20 protein-coding genes are annotated in these 19,237 nt (G+C 53.4%); 6 read left to right on the top strand and 14 right to left on the bottom strand.

Annotated elements, in window-relative coordinates:
- Positions 1-6 precede the first annotated feature (6 nt).
- The 7 genes from sufS to KW829_RS09635 form a co-directional block, all read right to left on the bottom strand.
- The gene (gene sufS / locus KW829_RS09665) at positions 7-1,227 is read right to left on the bottom strand and encodes a cysteine desulfurase SufS (protein ID WP_010430238.1); all 1,221 of its coding nucleotides are present in this window, start codon (positions 1,225-1,227) and stop codon (positions 7-9) included.
- On the bottom strand, positions 1,224-2,495 hold the full coding sequence (sufD, locus tag KW829_RS09660; RefSeq protein WP_218308091.1) for a Fe-S cluster assembly protein SufD: 1,272 nt from the start codon (positions 2,493-2,495) through the stop codon (positions 1,224-1,226). The genes sufS and sufD overlap by 4 nt, the downstream gene beginning before the upstream one ends.
- Positions 2,470-3,216, bottom strand: a complete 747-nt coding sequence (gene sufC, locus KW829_RS09655; protein ID WP_010430234.1) for a Fe-S cluster assembly ATPase SufC — start codon at positions 3,214-3,216, stop codon at positions 2,470-2,472. Before sufC ends, sufD begins: the two co-directional genes overlap by 26 nt.
- Positions 3,217-3,225: 9 nt before the next feature.
- Complete coding sequence (gene sufB, locus KW829_RS09650; protein WP_010430231.1) at positions 3,226-4,716, bottom strand: Fe-S cluster assembly protein SufB; 1,491 nt, start codon at positions 4,714-4,716, stop codon at positions 3,226-3,228.
- 8 nt (positions 4,717-4,724) lie between these two features.
- Entirely contained in the window at positions 4,725-5,093 is a 369-nt protein-coding gene (gene sufA / locus KW829_RS09645) for a Fe-S cluster assembly scaffold SufA (protein ID WP_010430228.1), read from the bottom strand.
- 307 nt (positions 5,094-5,400) lie between these two features.
- Entirely contained in the window at positions 5,401-6,135 is a 735-nt protein-coding gene (locus KW829_RS09640) for a MerR family transcriptional regulator (protein WP_010430225.1), read from the bottom strand.
- A 187-nt stretch (positions 6,136-6,322) separates the two neighbouring features.
- Positions 6,323-7,543, bottom strand: a complete 1,221-nt coding sequence (locus KW829_RS09635; protein ID WP_218308090.1) for a diguanylate phosphodiesterase — start codon at positions 7,541-7,543, stop codon at positions 6,323-6,325.
- A gap of 341 nt (positions 7,544-7,884) precedes the next feature.
- Between KW829_RS09635 and ycgZ the strand changes: the two genes are divergently transcribed.
- The 4 genes from ycgZ to fdhF all read left to right on the top strand — a co-directional run bounded on the left by ycgZ (position 7,885) and on the right by fdhF (position 11,097).
- A complete protein-coding gene (ycgZ, locus tag KW829_RS09630; protein ID WP_010430219.1) occupies positions 7,885-8,124 on the top strand; it encodes a regulatory protein YcgZ in 240 nt (79 codons plus the stop codon).
- Between the two features lie 4 nt (positions 8,125-8,128).
- Complete coding sequence (locus tag KW829_RS09625; RefSeq protein WP_010430217.1) at positions 8,129-8,449, top strand: hypothetical protein; 321 nt, start codon at positions 8,129-8,131, stop codon at positions 8,447-8,449.
- Between the two features lie 29 nt (positions 8,450-8,478).
- On the top strand, positions 8,479-8,757 hold the full coding sequence (locus KW829_RS09620; protein WP_010430215.1) for a biofilm development regulator YmgB/AriR family protein: 279 nt from the start codon (positions 8,479-8,481) through the stop codon (positions 8,755-8,757).
- Between the two features lie 189 nt (positions 8,758-8,946).
- Positions 8,947-11,097, top strand: coding sequence for a formate dehydrogenase subunit alpha (fdhF, locus tag KW829_RS09615; protein WP_218308089.1), 2,151 nt, complete (start codon positions 8,947-8,949; stop codon positions 11,095-11,097).
- 63 nt (positions 11,098-11,160) lie between these two features.
- Here the strand turns inward: fdhF and KW829_RS09610 are convergent, their stop codons facing one another.
- The 6 genes from KW829_RS09610 to KW829_RS09585 form a co-directional block, all read right to left on the bottom strand.
- On the bottom strand, positions 11,161-11,802 hold the full coding sequence (locus KW829_RS09610) for a LuxR C-terminal-related transcriptional regulator (RefSeq protein WP_218308088.1): 642 nt from the start codon (positions 11,800-11,802) through the stop codon (positions 11,161-11,163).
- A gap of 39 nt (positions 11,803-11,841) precedes the next feature.
- On the bottom strand, positions 11,842-12,354 hold the full coding sequence (locus tag KW829_RS09605) for a fimbrial protein (RefSeq protein ID WP_218308228.1): 513 nt from the start codon (positions 12,352-12,354) through the stop codon (positions 11,842-11,844).
- A gap of 10 nt (positions 12,355-12,364) precedes the next feature.
- Positions 12,365-13,315, bottom strand: coding sequence for a fimbrial protein (locus KW829_RS09600; protein WP_218308087.1), 951 nt, complete (start codon positions 13,313-13,315; stop codon positions 12,365-12,367).
- A gap of 1 nt (position 13,316) precedes the next feature.
- On the bottom strand, positions 13,317-15,860 hold the full coding sequence (locus KW829_RS09595) for a fimbria/pilus outer membrane usher protein (protein WP_218308086.1): 2,544 nt from the start codon (positions 15,858-15,860) through the stop codon (positions 13,317-13,319).
- Between the two features lie 28 nt (positions 15,861-15,888).
- Complete coding sequence (locus KW829_RS09590) at positions 15,889-16,566, bottom strand: molecular chaperone (RefSeq protein WP_218308085.1); 678 nt, start codon at positions 16,564-16,566, stop codon at positions 15,889-15,891.
- A 61-nt stretch (positions 16,567-16,627) separates the two neighbouring features.
- On the bottom strand, positions 16,628-17,158 hold the full coding sequence (locus KW829_RS09585) for a fimbrial protein (RefSeq protein ID WP_029485046.1): 531 nt from the start codon (positions 17,156-17,158) through the stop codon (positions 16,628-16,630).
- Between the two features lie 432 nt (positions 17,159-17,590).
- On the opposite strand from KW829_RS09585, the gene KW829_RS09580 reads away from it, so the two are divergent.
- On the top strand, positions 17,591-18,250 hold the full coding sequence (locus tag KW829_RS09580; RefSeq protein WP_010430197.1) for a helix-turn-helix domain-containing protein: 660 nt from the start codon (positions 17,591-17,593) through the stop codon (positions 18,248-18,250).
- A 78-nt stretch (positions 18,251-18,328) separates the two neighbouring features.
- Entirely contained in the window at positions 18,329-18,955 is a 627-nt protein-coding gene (locus KW829_RS09575; protein WP_010430194.1) for a helix-turn-helix domain-containing protein, read from the top strand.
- 46 nt (positions 18,956-19,001) lie between these two features.
- On the opposite strand, the gene KW829_RS09570 is transcribed toward KW829_RS09575, so the two are convergent.
- On the bottom strand, positions 19,002-19,196 hold the full coding sequence (locus tag KW829_RS09570; protein WP_010430192.1) for a YdiH family protein: 195 nt from the start codon (positions 19,194-19,196) through the stop codon (positions 19,002-19,004).
- Positions 19,197-19,237: the final 41 nt, after the last annotated feature.

The following is a 19,237-nucleotide window of genomic DNA, read 5'->3' as shown; positions in this document are numbered from 1 at the left end:
TCTCCGTTAGCCCAGCAACTGGTGAATGCGCTTAAGCCCCGCCACCAGCCTGTCGACCTCTTCCGTTGTGTTGTACATCACCAGCGACGCGCGACACATTGCCGGCACCTGGTAAAACGCCATCAGGGGCATGGCGCAGTGGTGCCCGGTACGGACCGCTACGCCGTAGTTATCGAGGAAACTGCCCACGTCATAGGCGTGGTGTTTCCCGAGATTAAACGCGATCACCCCTTGCCGGTCGGCAGGTCCGTAGAGGGTAAGATCCGGTACGCTGGCAAGCTGGGCAAGCGCATAGTGCATCAGCAGCTGTTCATATTCCTGAATGGCATCAAGGCCAATCGCAGAAACGTAGGAGACCGCCGCCCCCAGCCCGATAATGCCCCCGGTGTTGGGCGTGCCCGCCTCAAAACGCCACGGCGCGCGGGCGTAGGTAGTCCCTTCTGAGAGGCTAACGGTGGCGATCATCGACCCGCCCCCTTCCCACGGCGGCATCGCCTGCAGGATGTCTTCTTTCACATACAGCACGCCAATCCCGGTCGGGCCGTAGAGCTTGTGTCCCGAGAAGACGTAGAAATCGCAGTCCAGCGCCTGGACATCAACCGCGTGGTGCATCACCGCCTGCGCGCCGTCAATCAGTACCTTCGCCCCTGCCTGATGGGCCTTTGCGATAATCTCCGCCACCGGGTTCTCAGTCCCCAGAACGTTAGAGACCTGGGTGACCGCCACCAGCCGCGTGTGCTCATCCAGCAACGCGTCAAGCTGCTCAAGTTGAAGCGTCCCGTCGGCATTCAACGGGATCACCCGCAGCTGCGCGCCAACGCGCTCACAGAGCATTTGCCACGGCACGATATTGGCGTGGTGCTCCATTTGCGTGATGACGATGTTATCGCCCGCATGCACCTGCGCGTTGCCCCAGCTGTTGGCGACCAGGTTGATCCCTTCGGTGGTGCCGCGCACGAAGACCAGCTCTTCAGGCGATTGCGCATTGAGGAAGGCGGCAATCTGCGTGCGCACGTTTTCCATACGTTGGGTCGCCTCGGCGCTCAGGGTATGAATACCGCGATGCACGGCGGCGTAGCCGTGACGATAGAATTCGGCTTCTGCATCCACCACCTGATTCGGTTTCTGCGCGCTGGCCGCGCTGTCCAGATAGGCCAACGGTAGACCGTTCACTTCACGGGTCAGAACGGGAAAATCTGCCCGTACTTTCTCGACGGGAAAACTCATGCTTCGCCTCCAGGCAGACGCTGACCTATACGGGCCAGCACCTGCTGTTTTAACGCGCCATCGTGCAGCGCTTCCGTCAGCTCGGCGGCAAACGCGTAGATGATCATCTTCTGCGCCGCCTGCCGATCGATACCGCGGGAGCGCAGGTAGAACATCTGCTCATCGTCAATCCGCCCGACCGTCGCACCGTGGCTGCATTTCACGTCATCGGCGTAGATCTCCAGCTGCGGTTTGGTGTCCACTTCCGCCAGACGCCCCAGCAGCAGGTTGTTGTTGGTCATCTGTCCGTCGGTTTTAATGGCGTGCTGGGCCACGTTAATCAGGCCGTTAAACACCGCGCGCCCTTTGTCGCTGACGATCGTTTTATGCAGCTGACGGCTGTTGCAATAGCCTTTGTTGTGCTCAAGCCAGGTGCGCGTGTCGCACACTTCAGATTTGACCGGCATCGCCAGGCTGTTAATGCGTAGCGTGGTATTTTCACCGTTAAGCTGGGTGCTGGTATTGTGGCGCAGCACCGCGCTGCCGAGCAGGAAGCTATGGCTGTAGGCCGCGGCATCTTGCCCAAGTAAAATGTCGTTATGGGCAAAGTGGTGGCTCTGCGGGTTCTCAAATGCCAGCTTGATGTGGTGAAGCTGGGCATTGGCCGCCACATTCATCGTCAGACGCGAGCCGGTAAAGTGGCGCGTCTCGTTGAGGCTGACGTAATGTTCAATCACCGTGGCCTCTGCCCCCTCCGCCAGTTCAAGATGGTGGCGATAGTGCGCGGTGTTGATTTCGTCACCGTCCAGCCCCTGAGTGATGTGCATCAGCAGCAGCGGCTTCGCCGGACGCTGGTTACGTTTTACGCTGATATGCGTCACAGACTGCGCCAGACTTTCGGTGAGATGCAGAAAGACCTCCGGCTGTACCGGTGCGGCCAGACTCTGATGAACGTCATTCACGGCGATTTCGAAGCCGCTGTGTCGCGTCTCGTCACTGAGTTCCGGGTGAAACACGCCGTCGACAAAGACCAGACGCAACGCATCCACAGGTAACGCCAGCCCGTCTCGCTGGACCGGAGTGACGTCCGCCGAGCGCGTGACAAACTCGCCGTTCAGCAGGCCATCAAGCGGTGTGTATTTCCAGTTTTCGTGCTTACGGGTCGGCAGACCCAGACGCAGCATCTGCTGAAGGTGCTGCTGGGCCTGTTCAGAACGCGATTGCCCCTGCGTTTCAAACAGCCGGTGCCACTGCTGGAGTGCATTACTGCTGTTCGGTAAGCCAGCCATAACCCTGCTCCTCCAGTTGTTTAACCAGTGTGAAATCGCCGGATTTCACAATGCGCCCCTGGTAAAGCACGTGGACGTAGTCTGGTTTGATGTAGTCAAGAATGCGCTGGTAGTGGGTGACGATAATAAACGAGCGCTTGCCGTCACGCAGCGAGTTCACCCCGTCTGCGACAATCTTCAGGGCGTCGATGTCCAGGCCTGAATCGGTCTCATCAAGAATGCACAGCTCGGGCTCGAGCACCGCCATCTGCAGAATGTCGTTACGCTTTTTCTCACCGCCGGAGAAGCCGACGTTGACCGAACGGGTCAGCAGGTCTTCCGGCATTTTCAGCAGCTTGATCTTCTCTTCCATCAGATCCTGGAAGTCGAAGCGGTCCAGCGCGTCGAGACCGCGATATTTGCGCACCGCGTTCAGCGCCGTCTGCAGGAAGAACTGATTGCTGACGCCCGGAATTTCTACCGGGTACTGGAAGGCCATAAAGATGCCCTCCCCAGCCCGCTCTTCCGGCGACATCTCCAGCAGATCTTTGCCGTTAAACTCGACGGAGCCGTGGGTGACTTCGTAATCTTCGCGTCCTGCCAGCGTCGCGGAAAGCGTACTTTTCCCGGAGCCGTTCGGCCCCATGATGGCGTGAACTTCACCCGGCTTGACGTCAAAATTGAGGCCGCGCAGGATCTCTTTCTCTTCCACGCTAACCTGTAAATCTTTAATGCTTAACATGTGCTTTCCTTAACCGACGCTGTGTTCAAGACTAATGGCGAGGAGTTTTTGTGCTTCAACGGCGAATTCCAGCGGCAGTTCAGAGAACACGTCCTTACAGAAGCCGTTCACAATCATTGAAATGGCATCTTCTTCACTGATCCCGCGCTGCAGGCAGTAGAAGAGCTGGTCTTCCCCGATGCGCGACGTGGTCGCTTCGTGCTCAAGCTGGGCCGTGTTATTACGGCACTCGACGTACGGGAAGGTATGCGCGCCGCAGTCAGCGCCAATCAGCATCGAGTCACACTGGGTAAAGTTACGCGCGTTGGTGGCTGTCGGCATGATTTTCACCAGCCCGCGATAGCTGTTCTGGCTGTGCCCGGCGGAGATCCCTTTCGAGATAATGGTGGATTTGGTGTTTTTACCAATGTGGATCATCTTGGTGCCGGTATCGGCCTGCTGATGGCCGCTGGTCAGCGCCACCGAGTAAAACTCACCGATGGAGTTATCCCCGCGTAGGATGCAGCTCGGGTATTTCCAGGTAATGGCCGAGCCGGTTTCCGACTGGGTCCAGGACATCTTGCTGTTTTCGCCTTCGCACAGCGCGCGCTTGGTAACGAAGTTCAAAATGCCGCCGGTGTTGCCGTCGCCCGGGAACCAGTTTTGCACCGTGGAGTATTTCACCTCAGCGTCTTTGTGGATGATGACCTCCACCACCGCCGCGTGCAGCTGATAGCTGTCGCGTACCGGGGCGGAACAGCCTTCGATATAGCTGACGTAGCTGCCTTCATCGGCCACCAGAATGGTACGTTCAAACTGGCCGGTTTTTTCCGCGTTGATACGGAAATAAGTCGACAGCTCCATCGGGCAACGTACGCCTTTTGGTACGTAAATAAAGGTACCGTCGGAGGCCACCGCCGCGTTGAGCGCCGCGAAGAAATTATCGTTAGAGGGCACCACGGTCCCAATGTACTTTTTCACCAGTTCCGGATGGTCGTGAATCGCTTCGCCGAAGGAGCAGAAAATGATCCCCTGCTCTGCCAGCTTCTCGCGGTAGGTGGTCGCCACCGAGACGGAGTCGAAAATGGCGTCCACCGCCACCTCTCTCCCTTCGCGAACGGGCACGCCAAGCTGATTAAAGGCTTCTTCAACTTCTTTGCTCAGGAAACTGTTTTCTGCGCCAGTTTGCTGTACCGCACCCGGCTGCGAGGCGCAGGTGTCGTCACAGCTGCCGCAGGAGGGCGCGGAGTAGTAGCTGTAATCCTGATAGTTCAGCTTGTCGTAGTGCGCTTTCAGCCAGTGCGGCTCTTCCATTTCCAGCCAGGCGCGGAAGGCGCTCAGACGAAATTCGAGCATCCACTCGGGCTCGTTACGTTTGGCCGAGATCGCCCGCACGACATCTTCGTTGATGCCTTTCGCCAGCTCATCGGTCTGCAGCTGCGTGAAGAACCCTTCTTTATAATTCAGGTGTCCGCCGCTCCAGGTGTTCACATCACTCGTTGCTTCAGTATTACGAGACATAGTACCGCCTATACCCCAAAGCTTTCGCCGCAGCCGCATTCGTTCTGGGCTTTCGGGTTATGAAATTTGAATAACTGGTTTAAGCCTTCGCGGACGTAGTCCACTTCGGTGCCGTCGATAAAGGGCATCGCCTGCAGCGCCACGAACAGTTTCGCGCCATCGGTTTCGAAGACCAGGTCATCTTTCTCGGGTTCGGTGACGGTATCAAGCACGTAACCAAAACCTGCGCATCCGGTCTGTTTGACGCCTAAACGCACGCCGAGGATCTCGGGCTTTTTCGCCACCAGCTCGTGAATGTGTGCCGCCGCCGCTGGCGTGAGCGTTAAACCACGCCAAGCAAAATCGGCCGGATTAAAGGTTTCTGAATGCAGTTCCATAGGTCCACCTCGTCTGAATAGCCATCAGGGCATAACACCATGTTAGTGATAACGATTATCACTTCAACCCCCTGTCAGTAGGGGCATCTGGGTAAACCGCCCTTTTTGGTTACTTTTATTAAGCATAGACCCTGTGGAAGGATGCAGGCAGGATGGATTTAATTGTTCAATACATTGATAAATAATGTATTTCGCCGCGGCATTTGTGGCGGACAGGAGAAAAGTAAAATATGCATCGGAAATGCCTATTTTTAAGATAGCTTTTGCTCAGGAAGTGATAAAAACAAAAAAAGGCCCTCAAGGCCTCTTACGATCGGTGATGAAATGAAACAGCAAATCCCTGTTCACGCCAGTGATCGAGCTGTTCCTGCTGGCGAGGTGTGGGGGATTTCCCCGTCCAGACGAAGATTTTTTGCCCCGGGAACAGTTCAGGACGTGGTGAATCGATGGGTTCAGCCAGCACGTCAATATGCCAGCCCTTTTGTGCCAAACGCGCGGCTTCAAGCCAAAGATGCGTTCGGTCGTCGCATTCCCAGCCGATCAGGAGAGCATCTTTACCGGCTTTCTTGCGGGATTCCGCGAGGCTTGCGACCGCGAATTCGATCAGTACGCCGTCAAAAAGACTCGCCATGTGACGCACGGTGTTTTGGTCCTGGTTCATTCGCTGTCGGACCGGAGAAATAATGTTATCGATCAGCGCATCCATCGCATGATCGCGGCGGAACTCGCCGATTTTGGCGCGCAGTTTACCTGGGCTGGCGTAACGCAGAACCGTCATCATCTCTTCCTGGAAAGAGATCCAGTTGCCCTGCGTCAGCTCTTCTTTGTTTTCCAGTAACGCTTTGACTTTTCCGACCGAGACGCCGGTTTTCATCAGGCGCTTGATCTCTTCGATACGCAGGATATCCTCATCGTCAAACTGACGATGGCCCCCTTCGCTGCGTTGCGGCTTCAACAAACCATAACGGCGTTGCCAGGCACGCAGCGTAACGGGGTTGATACCGCATCGTTCGGCGACTTCGCCGATACTGTAATAGGCCATTAACTCCCTCACGCTCAACACTTCCATACCTAACCGCACCAACCTTATCAGATTGTACAACGCATTTGTATAACCAACTCCTCGTTCTGAGACAAGTGAAAGGGGTCAAATCCTTTCACTCGTTTATCTATTGTTGTCTAAATTTATCTCTTCGTACAGTTAACTCTCGAGTGTCATGTACATGTTTTTAGAAATCGTTCTTTTTCTCAGGCCAGGCAACAGCCGGGATCCCGCCCAGACGCGGGCTGGCGAACAGATGCCCCTGAAACTGCGAAATCCCGGCGGATTCCAGCCACATCCACTCCTCAGCCAGCTCTACCCCCACCGCGCAGAACTGGATTTCCAGGGACGCGCAGCATTTGATGATGGCTTGTACAATCGCCTGGCGCGGGCCGCTTTTGTGCACGTTGGCAATCAAATCCCGATTAATCTTAATTCTGTCCGGCTGGAACTGCGCCAGCAGCTGCAGCCCGGCAAACCCTGCGCCAAAGTGATCGATCGTCACACTGATTCCCGCGCTCTTTAACTGCCTGACTGAGTGTGTAAATTCGTCAAAGCGGGAGATCGCTTCACTCTCCGTGAACTCGACAACGATCTGTTCCGGCACAAAACCATTCGCCTCAATGACCGTAAGCAGGAAATCAACCGCGTTAGGCACGTTAACCAGCGTCATCGGCAGCAGATTGAGGGACAGCGTTTGGGTGTGCAGCCCCAGCGCGCTGGCCATCGACAGTGCCACCTGCTTGCTTTTCAGATCGGCCTCATAAAGCGCGTCTCGCGCCAGAGTCTGAAAATAGGCCGCAGGTGAATCCCCTTCGGGCGTACGAATCAGCGCTTCCCAGGAAACAATCTGCTGCATAAAGGGATCGACAATAGGTTGAAACGCAAAGCTGCAATCTGCACCTTTTGCCACAACCTCTGACTGCGCGGATAAGGGCGTCTCTTCAGGAATAAAATCCCAGCTGTTCGCTGGAGGCAGTTCAAAGTAGTTGGCTTTTTCTGTGGCCTCAACGAAGGTCCGGAAAAACTGCAGGGCACGGTCGTTATACGTCAACCGGTACTTCGTCGTCCCTTTATCAAGCACCTGCTGGAGCACTTCGTCTGTATCAAATTGACGCAAATCGAAAAGCTCCATGCCCACATTGCCAAAGCGTCGGAAGGGACCGTGATCGCACATGAGTTCCACCACATTATGATGTCGCGGGTCACGGCAGATATGCTGATAGATGGCCGTCACATTATCGACTGGCCCTTCAAGTAACTGGAAAAAATGTGTGCCGTTAAACAGCAAGATCCCCGTGACATCGGAGTGCCGATTTTTACGATTTGCAGCAGCTACCATTTCTTCCAGCGCTTTCACCGGAACGTCCTCGCAGATATGACTGCGGTAAATGATGGTTGTTAGCATGCTTTTCCTGGGGGTTTATAGGTTCGGCCACGAAAAGATCGTGGATAGAGTGTTGTTATAGCACATTCATTGCTTAACAAATAATTTACACGTCAATGATTTAGCGCATTTACAAAGTCTGGTTTTGGTGTTGTACAACTCTCTGAGCACAATAGAGATTGTACAATATATCCTGCAACGATAACGCTGAATGATACAATCACAACCAACTGATATTTATAAAAATTATAAAATATATCAAGAAAAATCTAAAAATCTGTACATTTTGAATGTACAGATTTGAAAAATATGTATACCTTAATTGTAACGTTACTGATTACGGATATTTACAGGAGCGAAACATGAACCAGAACGGTTATGTCGCAGATTCAGCAGCAGCAATCGCGCAGTACTTCGAGAAAGCCGCGCTACCTACTCAGCAGGAGACCCTGGGTCAGGTGGTTGTTGAGATTCTTAGCGACGGGCGACATCTCAATCGCAAATCGCTCTGTACCAAACTTTTAAGTCGCCTCGAAAGGGCTGAAGGCCCGGAAGAGGAACAGCATTATCACATGCTGCTTGGACTGCTTTTCGAACGGTAACGTGATGAACAGTAGTGACGCAGATCGCCTGATCGACCAGCTAATCGGTGAAGCCGTTCTTTCTCTTCTGAGAGAGCGTGGCCCCGTGACAACCGAAGGTCTCATTCAGCGTCTGCGCAGTATGAAAGCACATGAAAAGGATCCCCAGCGGCGGGAGACACTTGCGAGGGTGATTGCCGAAATCGGTTCAAATGACCTCGCCTTTAAACGTCGCAGAACCGCACACGGACGACCAAAAAGAGAGGGATCTCTCAGAGAGAGTCGAGACAATGTAGTGCCGTTATTGGGTAATGGAAAACCGTCCGATCCAAAGAAGATACATTGACTGCAACCATACAGCTACGGTGAGAACAAATGAGACAAAATATTCAGCTTCAACCCGAATTTCACTCTGCTTTTCTAGACAGTGCGTTATCGGAATACTTCCGTCATGCAGGCGAACGTTTTGCTGAAGAGTCCGCTGTTTTTTCTACTGCAGTACGCTGTGTCCTTGCGTCTGAAGGACATCTGACCAATAAGGCCATTATCCTCTGGCTGATCCAGACTCTGGAAGCCACTGACGATGTCGTTCAGGCGGATGTGATCCGCAAGACGCTGGAAATCGTCGTCGGTTACACCATGGACGATCTTTGACATCCTTCCCCACAAAAAAGCGAACGTGTCATCGTCAATTCTGACGAACAGCCTGACGATGACACGTCCTCCTTCCATAACACCCTGTAAATCAAGCACAAGCAATGTGGCATGGTTCCTGCTTAAGCCCAATAAGGGACTGGGCTTTCCAGTTAAACATTGCTTCATTTCTTAACAGGTCTGTTATTGATGAAAAAAATCGCCAGCGTCTGCCCGTACTGCGGTGCAGGCTGCAAACTTAACCTTGTCGTTGAAAATAACCGTATTATCCGAGCCGAAGCAGCAGACGGCATCACCAATCAGGGTACGCTTTGCCTGAAAGGATTCTACGGCTGGGATTTCCTCAACGACACCCGCCTGCTCACCCCCCGCCTGACGCAGCCCATGATCCGCTACCACAAAGGAGAGGCGTTCACCCCTGTCACCTGGGAAGAGGCCATTCGCTATACCGCCCACAGGCTCAAGAGCATCAAAGAACAGTTCGGTCCACGGTCAATCATGACCACCGGCTCCTCGCGAGGAACGGGTAATGAGACCAACTATGTCATGCAGAAATTTGCCCGTGCCGTGCTTAATACCAACAACGTCGATTGCTGTGCGCGCGTCTGCCATGGCCCTTCGGTTGCCGGTTTGCAGGAGACGCTCGGTAACGGCGCCATGAGTAACTCGATCAACGACATTGAAAACTCAAAATGCCTGCTGGTGTTCGGCTATAACTGCGCAGACTCTCACCCTATCGTCGCCCGGCGCGTGCTGAAAGCGCGTGAGAATGGCGCAAAAATCATCGTCTGCGATCCGCGTCGCATTGAAACGGCACGCATTGCCGATCAGCATCTTCAGCTGAAAAACGGCAGCAACATGGCACTGGTGAATGCCTTTGGCTATGTACTGCTGGAAGAGGAACTGTACGATAAAAACTACGTCGCACGTTTTACGGAAGGGCTGGAGGCGTACCGACAGATCGTCAAAGATTACGCGCCAGAGCGCGTGGAGCATCTGACCGGCATCCCCGCACGCGATGTGCGTCAGGCAATGCGCACGTTCGCGGCGGCACCGTCAGCGACGGTAATGTGGGGGATGGGTGTTACCCAGTTTGGTCAGGCGGTTGATGTGGTGAAAGGCCTTTCCAGCCTGGCGCTGCTGACAGGCAACCTGGGCCGTCCGGCGGTCGGCGTTGGCCCGGTGCGCGGGCAAAACAACGTTCAAGGCGCGTGTGACATGGGCGTTCTGCCCAATATGTTCCCCGGCTATCAGGAGGTAACGGACCCGGCGGTCAGACAGAAATTTGCCGATGCGTGGAAGGTAGACGTCAACAGAATGGACGATCGCATCGGGACGCGCATCACCGAGGTGCCGCATCTTGCGCTGGAAGGTAAGGTCAAAGCGTATTACATCATGGGGGAAGATCCGCTTCAGACAGAAGCCGATCTCAGCCTGGTCCGTCGCGGTTTCGACGCGCTCGATTTTGTGGTGGTTCAGGACATCTTTATGACCAAAACGGCGGAAGTGGCGGACGTGCTGTTACCGGCGACCTCATGGGGTGAACACGGAGGCGTCTTTACCTGCGCCGATCGTGGCTTCCAGCGTTTCGGGAAAGCCATTGAGGCCAGCGGCAACGTGAAGCGCGACTGGGAGATCATCAGCCTGCTGGCGACGGAGATGGGCTACCCGATGCATTACGACGACAACCAGCAGATCTGGGACGAAATGCGCGAGCTGTGCCCGCTGTTCTACGGCGTGACCTACGCAAAAATGGGCGAGATGGGCCATGTTCAGTGGCCGTGCCCGACGCTCGATCACCCCGGTACGCCCTACCTGTACAAGGACAATCAGTTCGACACCCCAACGGGCAAAGGGCAACTTTTTGCCGCCGCCTGGCGCGCGCCAGCGGAAACCCCGGATGAGGATTATCCGCTGGTGCTGTGCACGGTACGCGAGGTGGGGCACTACTCCTGTCGCTCCATGACCGGAAACTTCGCGGCGCTGCAAAGCCTGGCCGACGAGCCTGGACGCGTCCAGATGAACCCTGCCGATGCCTATAGACTGGGAATTGCAGACGGCCAACTGGTCTGGGTACGTTCACGCCGGGGTAAAGTGATAACCCGCGCCAGCATCAGCGAACGCATCAACGCCGGAGCCGTCTACATGACCTATCAGTGGTGGATTGGCGCCTGCAACGAGCTGACCCAGGATAACCTCGACCCCGTCTCCAAAACGCCGGAAACGAAGTATTGTGCGGTGCAGCTGGAGGCGATTGAGGATCAGCGCTGGGCCGAGGACTTTGCGGCGTCGGCCTACCAGTCCATGAAGTCGCGGTTAATCAGTGCGGTAAACGTGTGAATATACTGCCGGGCGGCGCTACGCTTGCCCGGCATATTTTCTGCAGCAATATCAAATTACCGCTCATGCATAATTATTTTCCAGGTAATCGCGAAGCAGGTTTGGCCGACTCTTTTTCTCCATTAACCTTCTGAGCAGAACGATCAGCTCGTAATCACTTCGCAGGTTAAACTTCTGCATCATCATATATTTATGGGTAAAGACAGTTTTATCACTCATCTTTAATATGTTGGCGGTCTGCACAACCGAGTGCCCCTGATAGAAATTCACCATAATTCGAATCTGTTGCGGTGACAGGACTTTATGTTGGCATTCGAAACAGGATTTTTTATTCCAGGTGTATCCCGGTAATTGCGTCCTGAACAAGGCGATAAACAATGCGCCGCTTATATGATCCAGCGAAGCACGGCGAGAGAGGAAAATGATGTCCTGAAAACAGGAGGGCAACGCGGAAAAACGGTGCTCATCATCCACCAGACCTATCACAATCCCTTTTTCCCGGACCTGCAATTCAGGAAAACAGGTCAGCGTTTCACCCTGACAGAGCGAAAGGACAATAATATCGGCCTGAATGACGTTGTCCGCGGTCAGGCCTGCGTTAAAATGGATGGGTCGATGAAAATTATGCTCAAAGAAATCCTCGAAAAAATACTGCAGCCCAGCCTGAAAGAATAAATTCGTTTCCTGAATCAGGATATTCAACATAGCTCCCCCACGTCTCATGATAAATGCGCTTTCCGGCATTCAGTTGTATTGCATCGTCATCACAACAACCGCGCTGATGCTTCCCGGCGTCGCGCCACCGGCCTGGGATATCACCGATGCCTGCATGGGCATGCTGGCCGTTCGGTCTGCTGCAATATTTTGCGTCATGCTGGAGCCCGTTCCTTTGAGCATGCCGGTCCCCGCCTCACGCATGGCAACCGCCACGTTCATTGCTGAGCCGCTGTTCATGTAGTAGTCCGCCCCGGCAACCGGATCGGGGTTTCCGGTGAAGGAGACCGTCACGCTGCGCGTCCCCGCGGGACACTGCGTAAACTGCAGATTAAACGTCACCGGGTCGGAGGATGAACCCGGCGTCACCATGTTTGTCGCCTGAATATTGCCGAGATTAATATCCAGCTGCGTATTCCCGCCATTAAATATGCAGGGCGAGGCCACAATATTTCCCGTCACGTCAAGACTCACGTTATCGGCGGAAAAGGCCGTCCAGCTCAGCAAGGCGAGAAAGAGCAGTTTCTTGTGTGAGAGTTTCATCATTTACCTGCTACTGGTAGGTCAAATTAAGCGTGGCAGAGGCATTGGCCGCGCCGGATTCGACAGACGTTAGCGTCTGGTAATATCGCACCGTTAACGGCATCGTCTCTTCTCCACCCGAAGATTGTTTTAATAGCAGGCGGCTATTCAACACCAGCGGCGTGCCGTTATATAAAAGTTGCACGCCCACGCCTTTTGCCGTACCGGTCATCCCCTGTCCCGTTAGCGCCATTACGCTGGTATTGCTGCTGTCCGGGTTCTGAATTCCGCCAAGCGAAACGCTAATATTGGTTCCGGGGGTGCAGGTTAACCCCAGGTTTTGCGTATTCTGCGCGCCCGTGGGCGTGGTTCCGATCGCCGTGCCAAACGCTGAGGCGGAGATATCGCCAATGGGGAACGTCAGCTGAGGCGTGGTAATACTGCATGCAAGCGCATTGATCGTCCCGCTGGTGAGCTGGGTCGTCAGGCCGTCGCGGTAGACGCCATCGCTCCCCTGAAGCGTCACTACGCCTATGACCCCCGGCGTTAAGGCACCAGACGAAACCGGACCGGTGACCACAAGTTCAATTTTGCCGCCGTACCAGTCAACATAAGAGGTCTGCGCATTATAAGAAAACGTATTGGCCGGATTTTCAAAGTTGTTATTCGAAGAAAAACGAATCCCAATTCCGCTGATATTGGTGTTGTAAACATGGTTGCCGTAGCTGCTCAACGTGGCGTTGTTATAGCGCATGCTAAATCCGAGCATTAATGGATTACTGCACCCGGTAAGATAGGATCCCGTATAGGTGGCCGCGCCGGAAAATACCACCGTCCCGACAGGCGCATCGCGCTGGACATTTATCGTGCCCACCGACAGCGTGGAAATTTGCGGTATTATTGTCGTGCAGCTCCCTGCACGCACGCTGTTATTCCAGCCCGTGAGTAAACAGAGCAGTAAAATAGCCTGAATGAATTTCATGTTAATGCTCCTGGCGACACGTGGCACTCACGTCCGTTATTCCACTGTAGGTAGATTGTTTCGGCAGATTGAAAACAGCACGGCATTGTTGGCTGTCCTGGTTTCCCCAGGTCGCAACTAACGTCCCCTGCTCGCTCATGCCGGTCAAATACACCTGGCCGCGATCGCCCACGATGAAACTGTTGTTACGCTCGCCCGCGAGGGTGACCACGGCGCCAAACGGGACGGGACGGTTGTTGTCTGTCAGGGTCATCAGCACCCGACGTCCGACTCTGGAAAGATAGTCCGCTCTCACCACCGCCCCGCGCGTCGGGGTGACCGTACGGGTATTGATCTCCAGCTCAACATCGTCAGGCATATTTTCCGGATCGAGGATGAGATCGTTTTTTCGGTACACGGACAAATTACTGACCACCGTATAACCGCGATAATCCGTACGTACTCCGGACTGATTTCGGATATCGACACCCCGCGCACCGGGCGCTTTTATCAGGGCATTCGTCTCACCCAGCGGCTGAGAAAACGTGACGCCATCGGCGTGTGTGAGTATGCCCCCCTGCAGCCCGTAATTCAGACGCTCGCTGTTTTTGTCGTAGCCATAGCCCGCTGTCAGTTCGCCGTAGGTGCCTTTGTAATCACCGTTCATGTTGCCGGTGTAACCCACGCCGTTCGTGCCGTAACCCTGCTGCACGTTCCAGCCGAGCGCGCTGTTCTCGAGCGCAACGCCGTTCATGCCGATATTGTGCGTGGTGCCGTTATTCTTGCTGGCGCTCATGGCATAGTTGGCCCACGTCCGCGGCAGGAATTTATCCAGCGGCACGCTGATGTTGAATGCCAGCTGCTGGTCATGGTCATAGGTTTTCCCACTCCCGCTGCCGTATGACGCAGCGCTGGCATTTTTACTGTATGTCCAGGTCACCCCGTAGCTGATGTTATGCCAGTCGTTGTTGTATCCGACACTCCAGGAAGCCATCGACTTACCGGTGTTCCAGTAATCTTCCCGCGCCGCGCTAAGGGTTAGAGACCCAAGGTCGACGCCCAGCGTCTGGCTCATCGTCAGCTCTGCGCGGTTACGCCGCCTCTCCTGAAGCGCGCTGCTGTCTCCGTAAGAATCCAGCACCTCCTGCATCCCGTAATAACCGCGGGTTGAATAGCGGTATCCCGCGATGGAAAAGTTCGTCCCGGTATTCACGAAATTCTTGCTATACCTCGCGCGTAAGGACTGACCGTTGGTTTTGGCTGTGTTATCCGGCGTTGACCAACCCTGCGTGAGGTCTGCTGAGAGCGCGCCGAAATCGCCCATGTTCTTACCCACCCCCATAGCCAACGAACGATATCTGCTTGAGCCCTGCACTCCGCCATAGAGGGTGATCCCGTGCTTCAGGCCATAAATGCCGGTAAGTTGCCCGAAAGGCGTGTTGTCCACGCTGTGGTTATAGGATCGATATTGCCCCCCGGTGAGGGCATATTTCAGACGGCCTTCACGCTGCAGTACCGGCAACGACGCATACGGCAGTATGAAATGTTGCTCGCTGCCATCGGCTTCTTTGATCGTCACGTCCAGATCGCCAGCCCCTCCGGTCGGATACATATCCGTAATCTCGAATGCACCGGGTGCTACGTAGCTTTGGTAGATCTGATAACCATTCTGCCGCACCACAACCTGCGCACTGGTGCGCGCGATACCCCGCACGACTGGGGCATACCCCTTCAGGGAATCTGGCAGCATGTCGTCATCAGATGCCAACTGAGCGCCGCGAAACGGCATACTGTCAAACACGTCAGCTGGTGCAGAACTGTCTCCAAGCGTCAGCTGTGCTTTCAGGGGGATCACGGCACGCTGCGCATAGGTATAGACGGTGTCCCACCTGCCCTGACCGGAACCGTCCCGTGACCACGTGGAGTAATTGCGCAGACGCCACGGACCGATATTGATCCCCGGACGCAGGTTGGCATACTGGCTGTTGCTACTGTTGCCTTCACCGTGGCTCGCCCGGGTGTTCGCGCCGCTCAGGCTGTAATTGAGCATGGCCGCCGCGATCCCCTCATCCCACATCTCTGGCGACACATAGCCTCGCGCGGGCAGATCGATCGCCGCCTGTGGAATGCTGATCAGAAGGCGCTGAGCGCCAAACTGAAAATCGGTACTGGCTTGCGGAATGGCCTGAAGATCCGCGCAGTCACTTTTTCCCGAAGCAAGCTGAGGAAATAGCGCGGTTTTCACTCCCCACTGTTTTAACTGGTCGATACTCAGGCAAGGCTGCAATATCTCATTACCGTTGTCGCTTTTCACTGCGGCAAAGGCGATATCGCGGGTCTCCATTAACTGGTCGTCAAGAATGATGTCAACATGGTACGTTCCCGGTGCCTGAGAGCCTGTTTCAAAAGCCGACAGGTCTGCTTTGCCCATTCCAGGATTATCCAGCTCAACCAGTTCCGTATTAAACGTTTCACTGGCATAAAGTGCCGGTGATGAACCGGCAAGTGCGCAGGCGATAAATATCGCCAGACGAGCAGGCCGTATCCTATGCGTTGAGGTTGTCATTGCAGGAAACCTAATGAATGCACGAGCATCAGAAACTGGCTTGATGTGCGGTGCCAGGACTGCCATAGTCATTAATGACTTTAAATGTGAGAGAATGACCACTCACCCCTTCAGGTAATAAAAATCGGGCTGATGCGCCGGGTAAAACATAGGTCACATCATCAAGTTTTCGCCCGCCCAGAGTAATCTCATTGAAATTGATCACGTAGGGCGTGGGATTATTCACCTGAATCGCATTCCCGGATTGTTGCCACGTTAATTTATTCGCTTGTTCTTCCGGAGTTGACGCACGCAGACCTTCAGGCCGATAAATTAATTTAATCCGCGTCTTTACCGCAATTTGCAGGGCGTTCATCTGTTTTGAGGCTGAGGGAATCGCTTTAATATTCAACCAAAATAAACTTTCCTGCTCCTGAGGCAGGGAACCCGTCATTACAATACGCTCAAGGTTTTTTTGTCCACCGTCCAGGCGATACAGCGGCGGCGTAATAATAAACGGCGCTTTACCCGCCCCCCCATCCTGCATATCTATCCAGGACTGGATTAAATAAGGAGTATTGTCAGGGTTAGTAATATTGATTGTGGCTTCTTTCTTCGCACCCTCGAAAATAATGCGAGTACCACCAATAATAACCCCGGCATTGGCCGTCATTAATGCCAACGGTAACAGCGCCACCGCCAGCCCTGTTGTTCTGATAAAATGCATGGGAAAAAACCTCTTAAAACAAAGGGGCCGGGTTGGGCCCCCTACTGATTGCTGCAAAAACTCAGTTGTAAACCACGGAGAAGTTCGCGACCGAGTTTGCCGGACCGGCAGTGACTGACGCGGCGGTCGAAATATACTGCGCATAGAAGTTCAGCGTATTATCTGCGGTGCTGCTCAGTGCATAGGAATAGCTGTTGCTGCCATGCAGAGGCAGATCGGCCTTATCGGCGCTCATCAGGTTGATTGCCACCCCTGTTGCCGCCCCTGCCACCGAGGAGTCAATTGCCAGCAGGCTGGCGTTGCTTAAATCAGGCGTACCGTCAAAGCGCACTTTCGCGTTAGTCACCGTGACCGGACAGTTTTTCAATACAATACTGAATTGCGTGGCAGCGGTTCTGGCTCCCGTTGTTGGGAATTCAGTTTTATAATAATCGCCTAATACGACGACCTGGTTCTGAGACGCCACATCAACGTCGCAGGCGGAATCCAGAATATTACCGTTAAAATTAACGGTACCCGCTGCAGCAAAAGCCTGCGTCATCGGCAGTGCAGAACTCACTGCCAGCATTGCCATCATCATTTTCTTTTTCATCATATCCTACCCTGTATCACTTTATTTATTACTGAAATCCGGGCAAACGTTCCCCACAAGCTTCAATCAATCTGAGCGTTGCCTTTTATTTTTGTCAGGAACCCGATAAATGACTCACAAATAGAAGTCTGAGCATTCCTGTCGACGAGTCAAAATTTAACCAACTCTTATTCCGCACACAATTCTTTTGAGGTCTAGCTGTAGACTGACATTTAACAATCACGAAACATCTCCTTTTAGATAAACCTTAGACAGATTATTCAGGGTCTACTTTTAGACTCTTAATAGAAATCCTTTAAATTCATAAGATTAGATTTTACACATCCACCAGTCTATTATTAGACCTGCTTCGATCATTCCCTGAAATGCTGTTTTTTAAGATAATTCTTTATGCCGATCAAAAAATGATCGCATGAGTGAATGAGGCAGCTGATGAATACCCGAATGGCTACAGAATATAGTAAAGACAATTCCACCGTGCTCCACCTAAAACCCTATAAGCACATTGAAAAAATTATCGATACCCTACTTCCTTCAGCAGAAAGGAAAATACTGTCCAGAGGGGAAGTGGTTCACTATTACAAGAGCGATATTCGCCAGTGTTTTTTACTGATCCAGGGGAGCGTGGCATTACACCGCCGTGGAGATGGTATTGTCTTAAATTCTGAATCAGCGCCCTTTATTCTGGGTGTAAGCAGCCAGTTCTCCTCTGAGCATCTTTATGTCAGGGCGCTGGAAACCTCCGAAGTCGCGGCTGTGTCGCTGGAGCGTTTTAATTGCATCGTTGCGCAGCAAAATCTGTGGGAGCATTTTTCTAACCTGCTGATCTATACCGCCTCACGCGTCTATGAACACTGTGCCCAGATATCGCAAATGTCGGCTTACGACATCATCCGCTTTCAGCTTGTTGAACTGATGCAGGAGCCTGAGGCGATAAGGCTCAACACGACCGCCGCAGCCTATATCAAAAGCCGGACCTATCTTTCCCGTAGCGGTATTATGCGTATTCTGGCGGAGTTACGAACGGGTAAATACATCACTATGGCGCGCGGAGTGCTGATGGATATCCATCACTTACCCCGAAAGTACTGACCTCACATTTATATCTGGAGAAGGTAGAGGATAAGAGCGACACTATAATCAGTCCGATCTTTTTTCAGGTTTCAGACAATGTCTTCAGCACAACAACATCGCGGCTCTCCCTACGCCCGGGAACTGATCTCTTATTTAGAGCCGTACTGCACCGCGCGCAGAACAGGCCGTGGTGAGCAATTCGATCTTCAGGTCAACGGCAAGGGGATCTGTTATTTAATTCTGGAGGGGACAATTGCCGTCTACCGCAGAAGCGATGACATGATGCTCTCCACCGCCCGCAGCCCTGCTCTGTTTGGTCTCGCGAATCTGACGGACATTTATTTCAATGATTACATCAAAACCGTGAGCCCATGCCTGATTGGCATTCTCCCTACCGAGAAGGTCAGTGAAATTATTAAAGAGAAAGCGTTATGGGGCCTGCTTTCTAACCAGCTGATGTTTGTCTATAGCCGACTGTATAACAACGTAATGCCACAAGGCGCACCGACGGCGTATGAGATGATTCGCCAGCAGCTTCTTAAGCTGATGGAGGAAGATGAGGCTTATCGGCTCGGCGTGACGGCAGAAAGGTATATCAGGGAAAAAACGCAGCTCTCGCGCAGTGGCGTTATGCGCATTCTGGCCGATCTAAAAACAGGCGGATTTATTGAAATCGATGAAGGCAGGCTGATAAAAATCAATAAGCTTCCCGCCAAATACTGAATTCCAGACACAAAAAAGGCCGCATACGCGGCCTTTTCATTCGCACTCAATGGACGTGAACGCCCAACCGCCAGGCAAAATAGATCTCTTCTTTCAGCTCGTTTGAAGAGAGCGCCAGCAAATCTGCAAATTCCAGCTCAAGTTGTTTCAGTTTTTTCAGGTACTGCGCCGGAGACAGGTTGCTCTTATCGCGACGTAAATATTCAATTGCCAGTTGGGTTGGGGTTATTTCAGTATCCATGATGTCCTCGCTTATGTACAAATCCTGACCAGTATATCACA

The sequence above is a fragment of the Enterobacter sp. ENT02 genome, assembly GCF_019219165.1.
Lineage (GTDB): Bacteria > Pseudomonadota > Gammaproteobacteria > Enterobacterales > Enterobacteriaceae > Enterobacter > Enterobacter mori.
The sequence above is the reverse complement of the archived record's forward strand: the minus strand, read 5'-3'. Positions and strand labels throughout refer to the sequence as shown.

Excerpts from the sequence above, each read along its gene's own strand:
- sufS (WP_010430238.1), bottom strand. The coding sequence starts at position 1,227 with ATGAGTTTTCCCGTCGAGAAAGTACGGGCAGATTTTCCCGTTCTGACC.
- sufD (WP_218308091.1), bottom strand. The coding sequence starts at position 2,495 with ATGGCTGGCTTACCGAACAGCAGTAATGCACTCCAGCAGTGGCACCGG.
- sufC (WP_010430234.1), bottom strand. The coding sequence starts at position 3,216 with ATGTTAAGCATTAAAGATTTACAGGTTAGCGTGGAAGAGAAAGAGATC.
- sufB (WP_010430231.1), bottom strand. The coding sequence starts at position 4,716 with ATGTCTCGTAATACTGAAGCAACGAGTGATGTGAACACCTGGAGCGGC.
- sufA (WP_010430228.1), bottom strand. The coding sequence starts at position 5,093 with ATGGAACTGCATTCAGAAACCTTTAATCCGGCCGATTTTGCTTGGCGT.
- KW829_RS09640 (WP_010430225.1), bottom strand. The coding sequence starts at position 6,135 with ATGGCCTATTACAGTATCGGCGAAGTCGCCGAACGATGCGGTATCAAC.
- KW829_RS09635 (WP_218308090.1), bottom strand. The coding sequence starts at position 7,543 with ATGCTAACAACCATCATTTACCGCAGTCATATCTGCGAGGACGTTCCG.
- ycgZ (WP_010430219.1), top strand. The coding sequence starts at position 7,885 with ATGAACCAGAACGGTTATGTCGCAGATTCAGCAGCAGCAATCGCGCAG.
- KW829_RS09625 (WP_010430217.1), top strand. The coding sequence starts at position 8,129 with ATGAACAGTAGTGACGCAGATCGCCTGATCGACCAGCTAATCGGTGAA.
- KW829_RS09620 (WP_010430215.1), top strand. The coding sequence starts at position 8,479 with ATGAGACAAAATATTCAGCTTCAACCCGAATTTCACTCTGCTTTTCTA.
- fdhF (WP_218308089.1), top strand. The coding sequence starts at position 8,947 with ATGAAAAAAATCGCCAGCGTCTGCCCGTACTGCGGTGCAGGCTGCAAA.
- KW829_RS09610 (WP_218308088.1), bottom strand. The coding sequence starts at position 11,802 with ATGTTGAATATCCTGATTCAGGAAACGAATTTATTCTTTCAGGCTGGG.
- KW829_RS09605 (WP_218308228.1), bottom strand. The coding sequence starts at position 12,354 with ATGAAACTCTCACACAAGAAACTGCTCTTTCTCGCCTTGCTGAGCTGG.
- KW829_RS09600 (WP_218308087.1), bottom strand. The coding sequence starts at position 13,315 with ATGAAATTCATTCAGGCTATTTTACTGCTCTGTTTACTCACGGGCTGG.
- KW829_RS09595 (WP_218308086.1), bottom strand. The coding sequence starts at position 15,860 with ATGACAACCTCAACGCATAGGATACGGCCTGCTCGTCTGGCGATATTT.
- KW829_RS09590 (WP_218308085.1), bottom strand. The coding sequence starts at position 16,566 with ATGCATTTTATCAGAACAACAGGGCTGGCGGTGGCGCTGTTACCGTTG.
- KW829_RS09585 (WP_029485046.1), bottom strand. The coding sequence starts at position 17,158 with ATGAAAAAGAAAATGATGATGGCAATGCTGGCAGTGAGTTCTGCACTG.
- KW829_RS09580 (WP_010430197.1), top strand. The coding sequence starts at position 17,591 with ATGAATACCCGAATGGCTACAGAATATAGTAAAGACAATTCCACCGTG.
- KW829_RS09575 (WP_010430194.1), top strand. The coding sequence starts at position 18,329 with ATGTCTTCAGCACAACAACATCGCGGCTCTCCCTACGCCCGGGAACTG.
- KW829_RS09570 (WP_010430192.1), bottom strand. The coding sequence starts at position 19,196 with ATGGATACTGAAATAACCCCAACCCAACTGGCAATTGAATATTTACGT.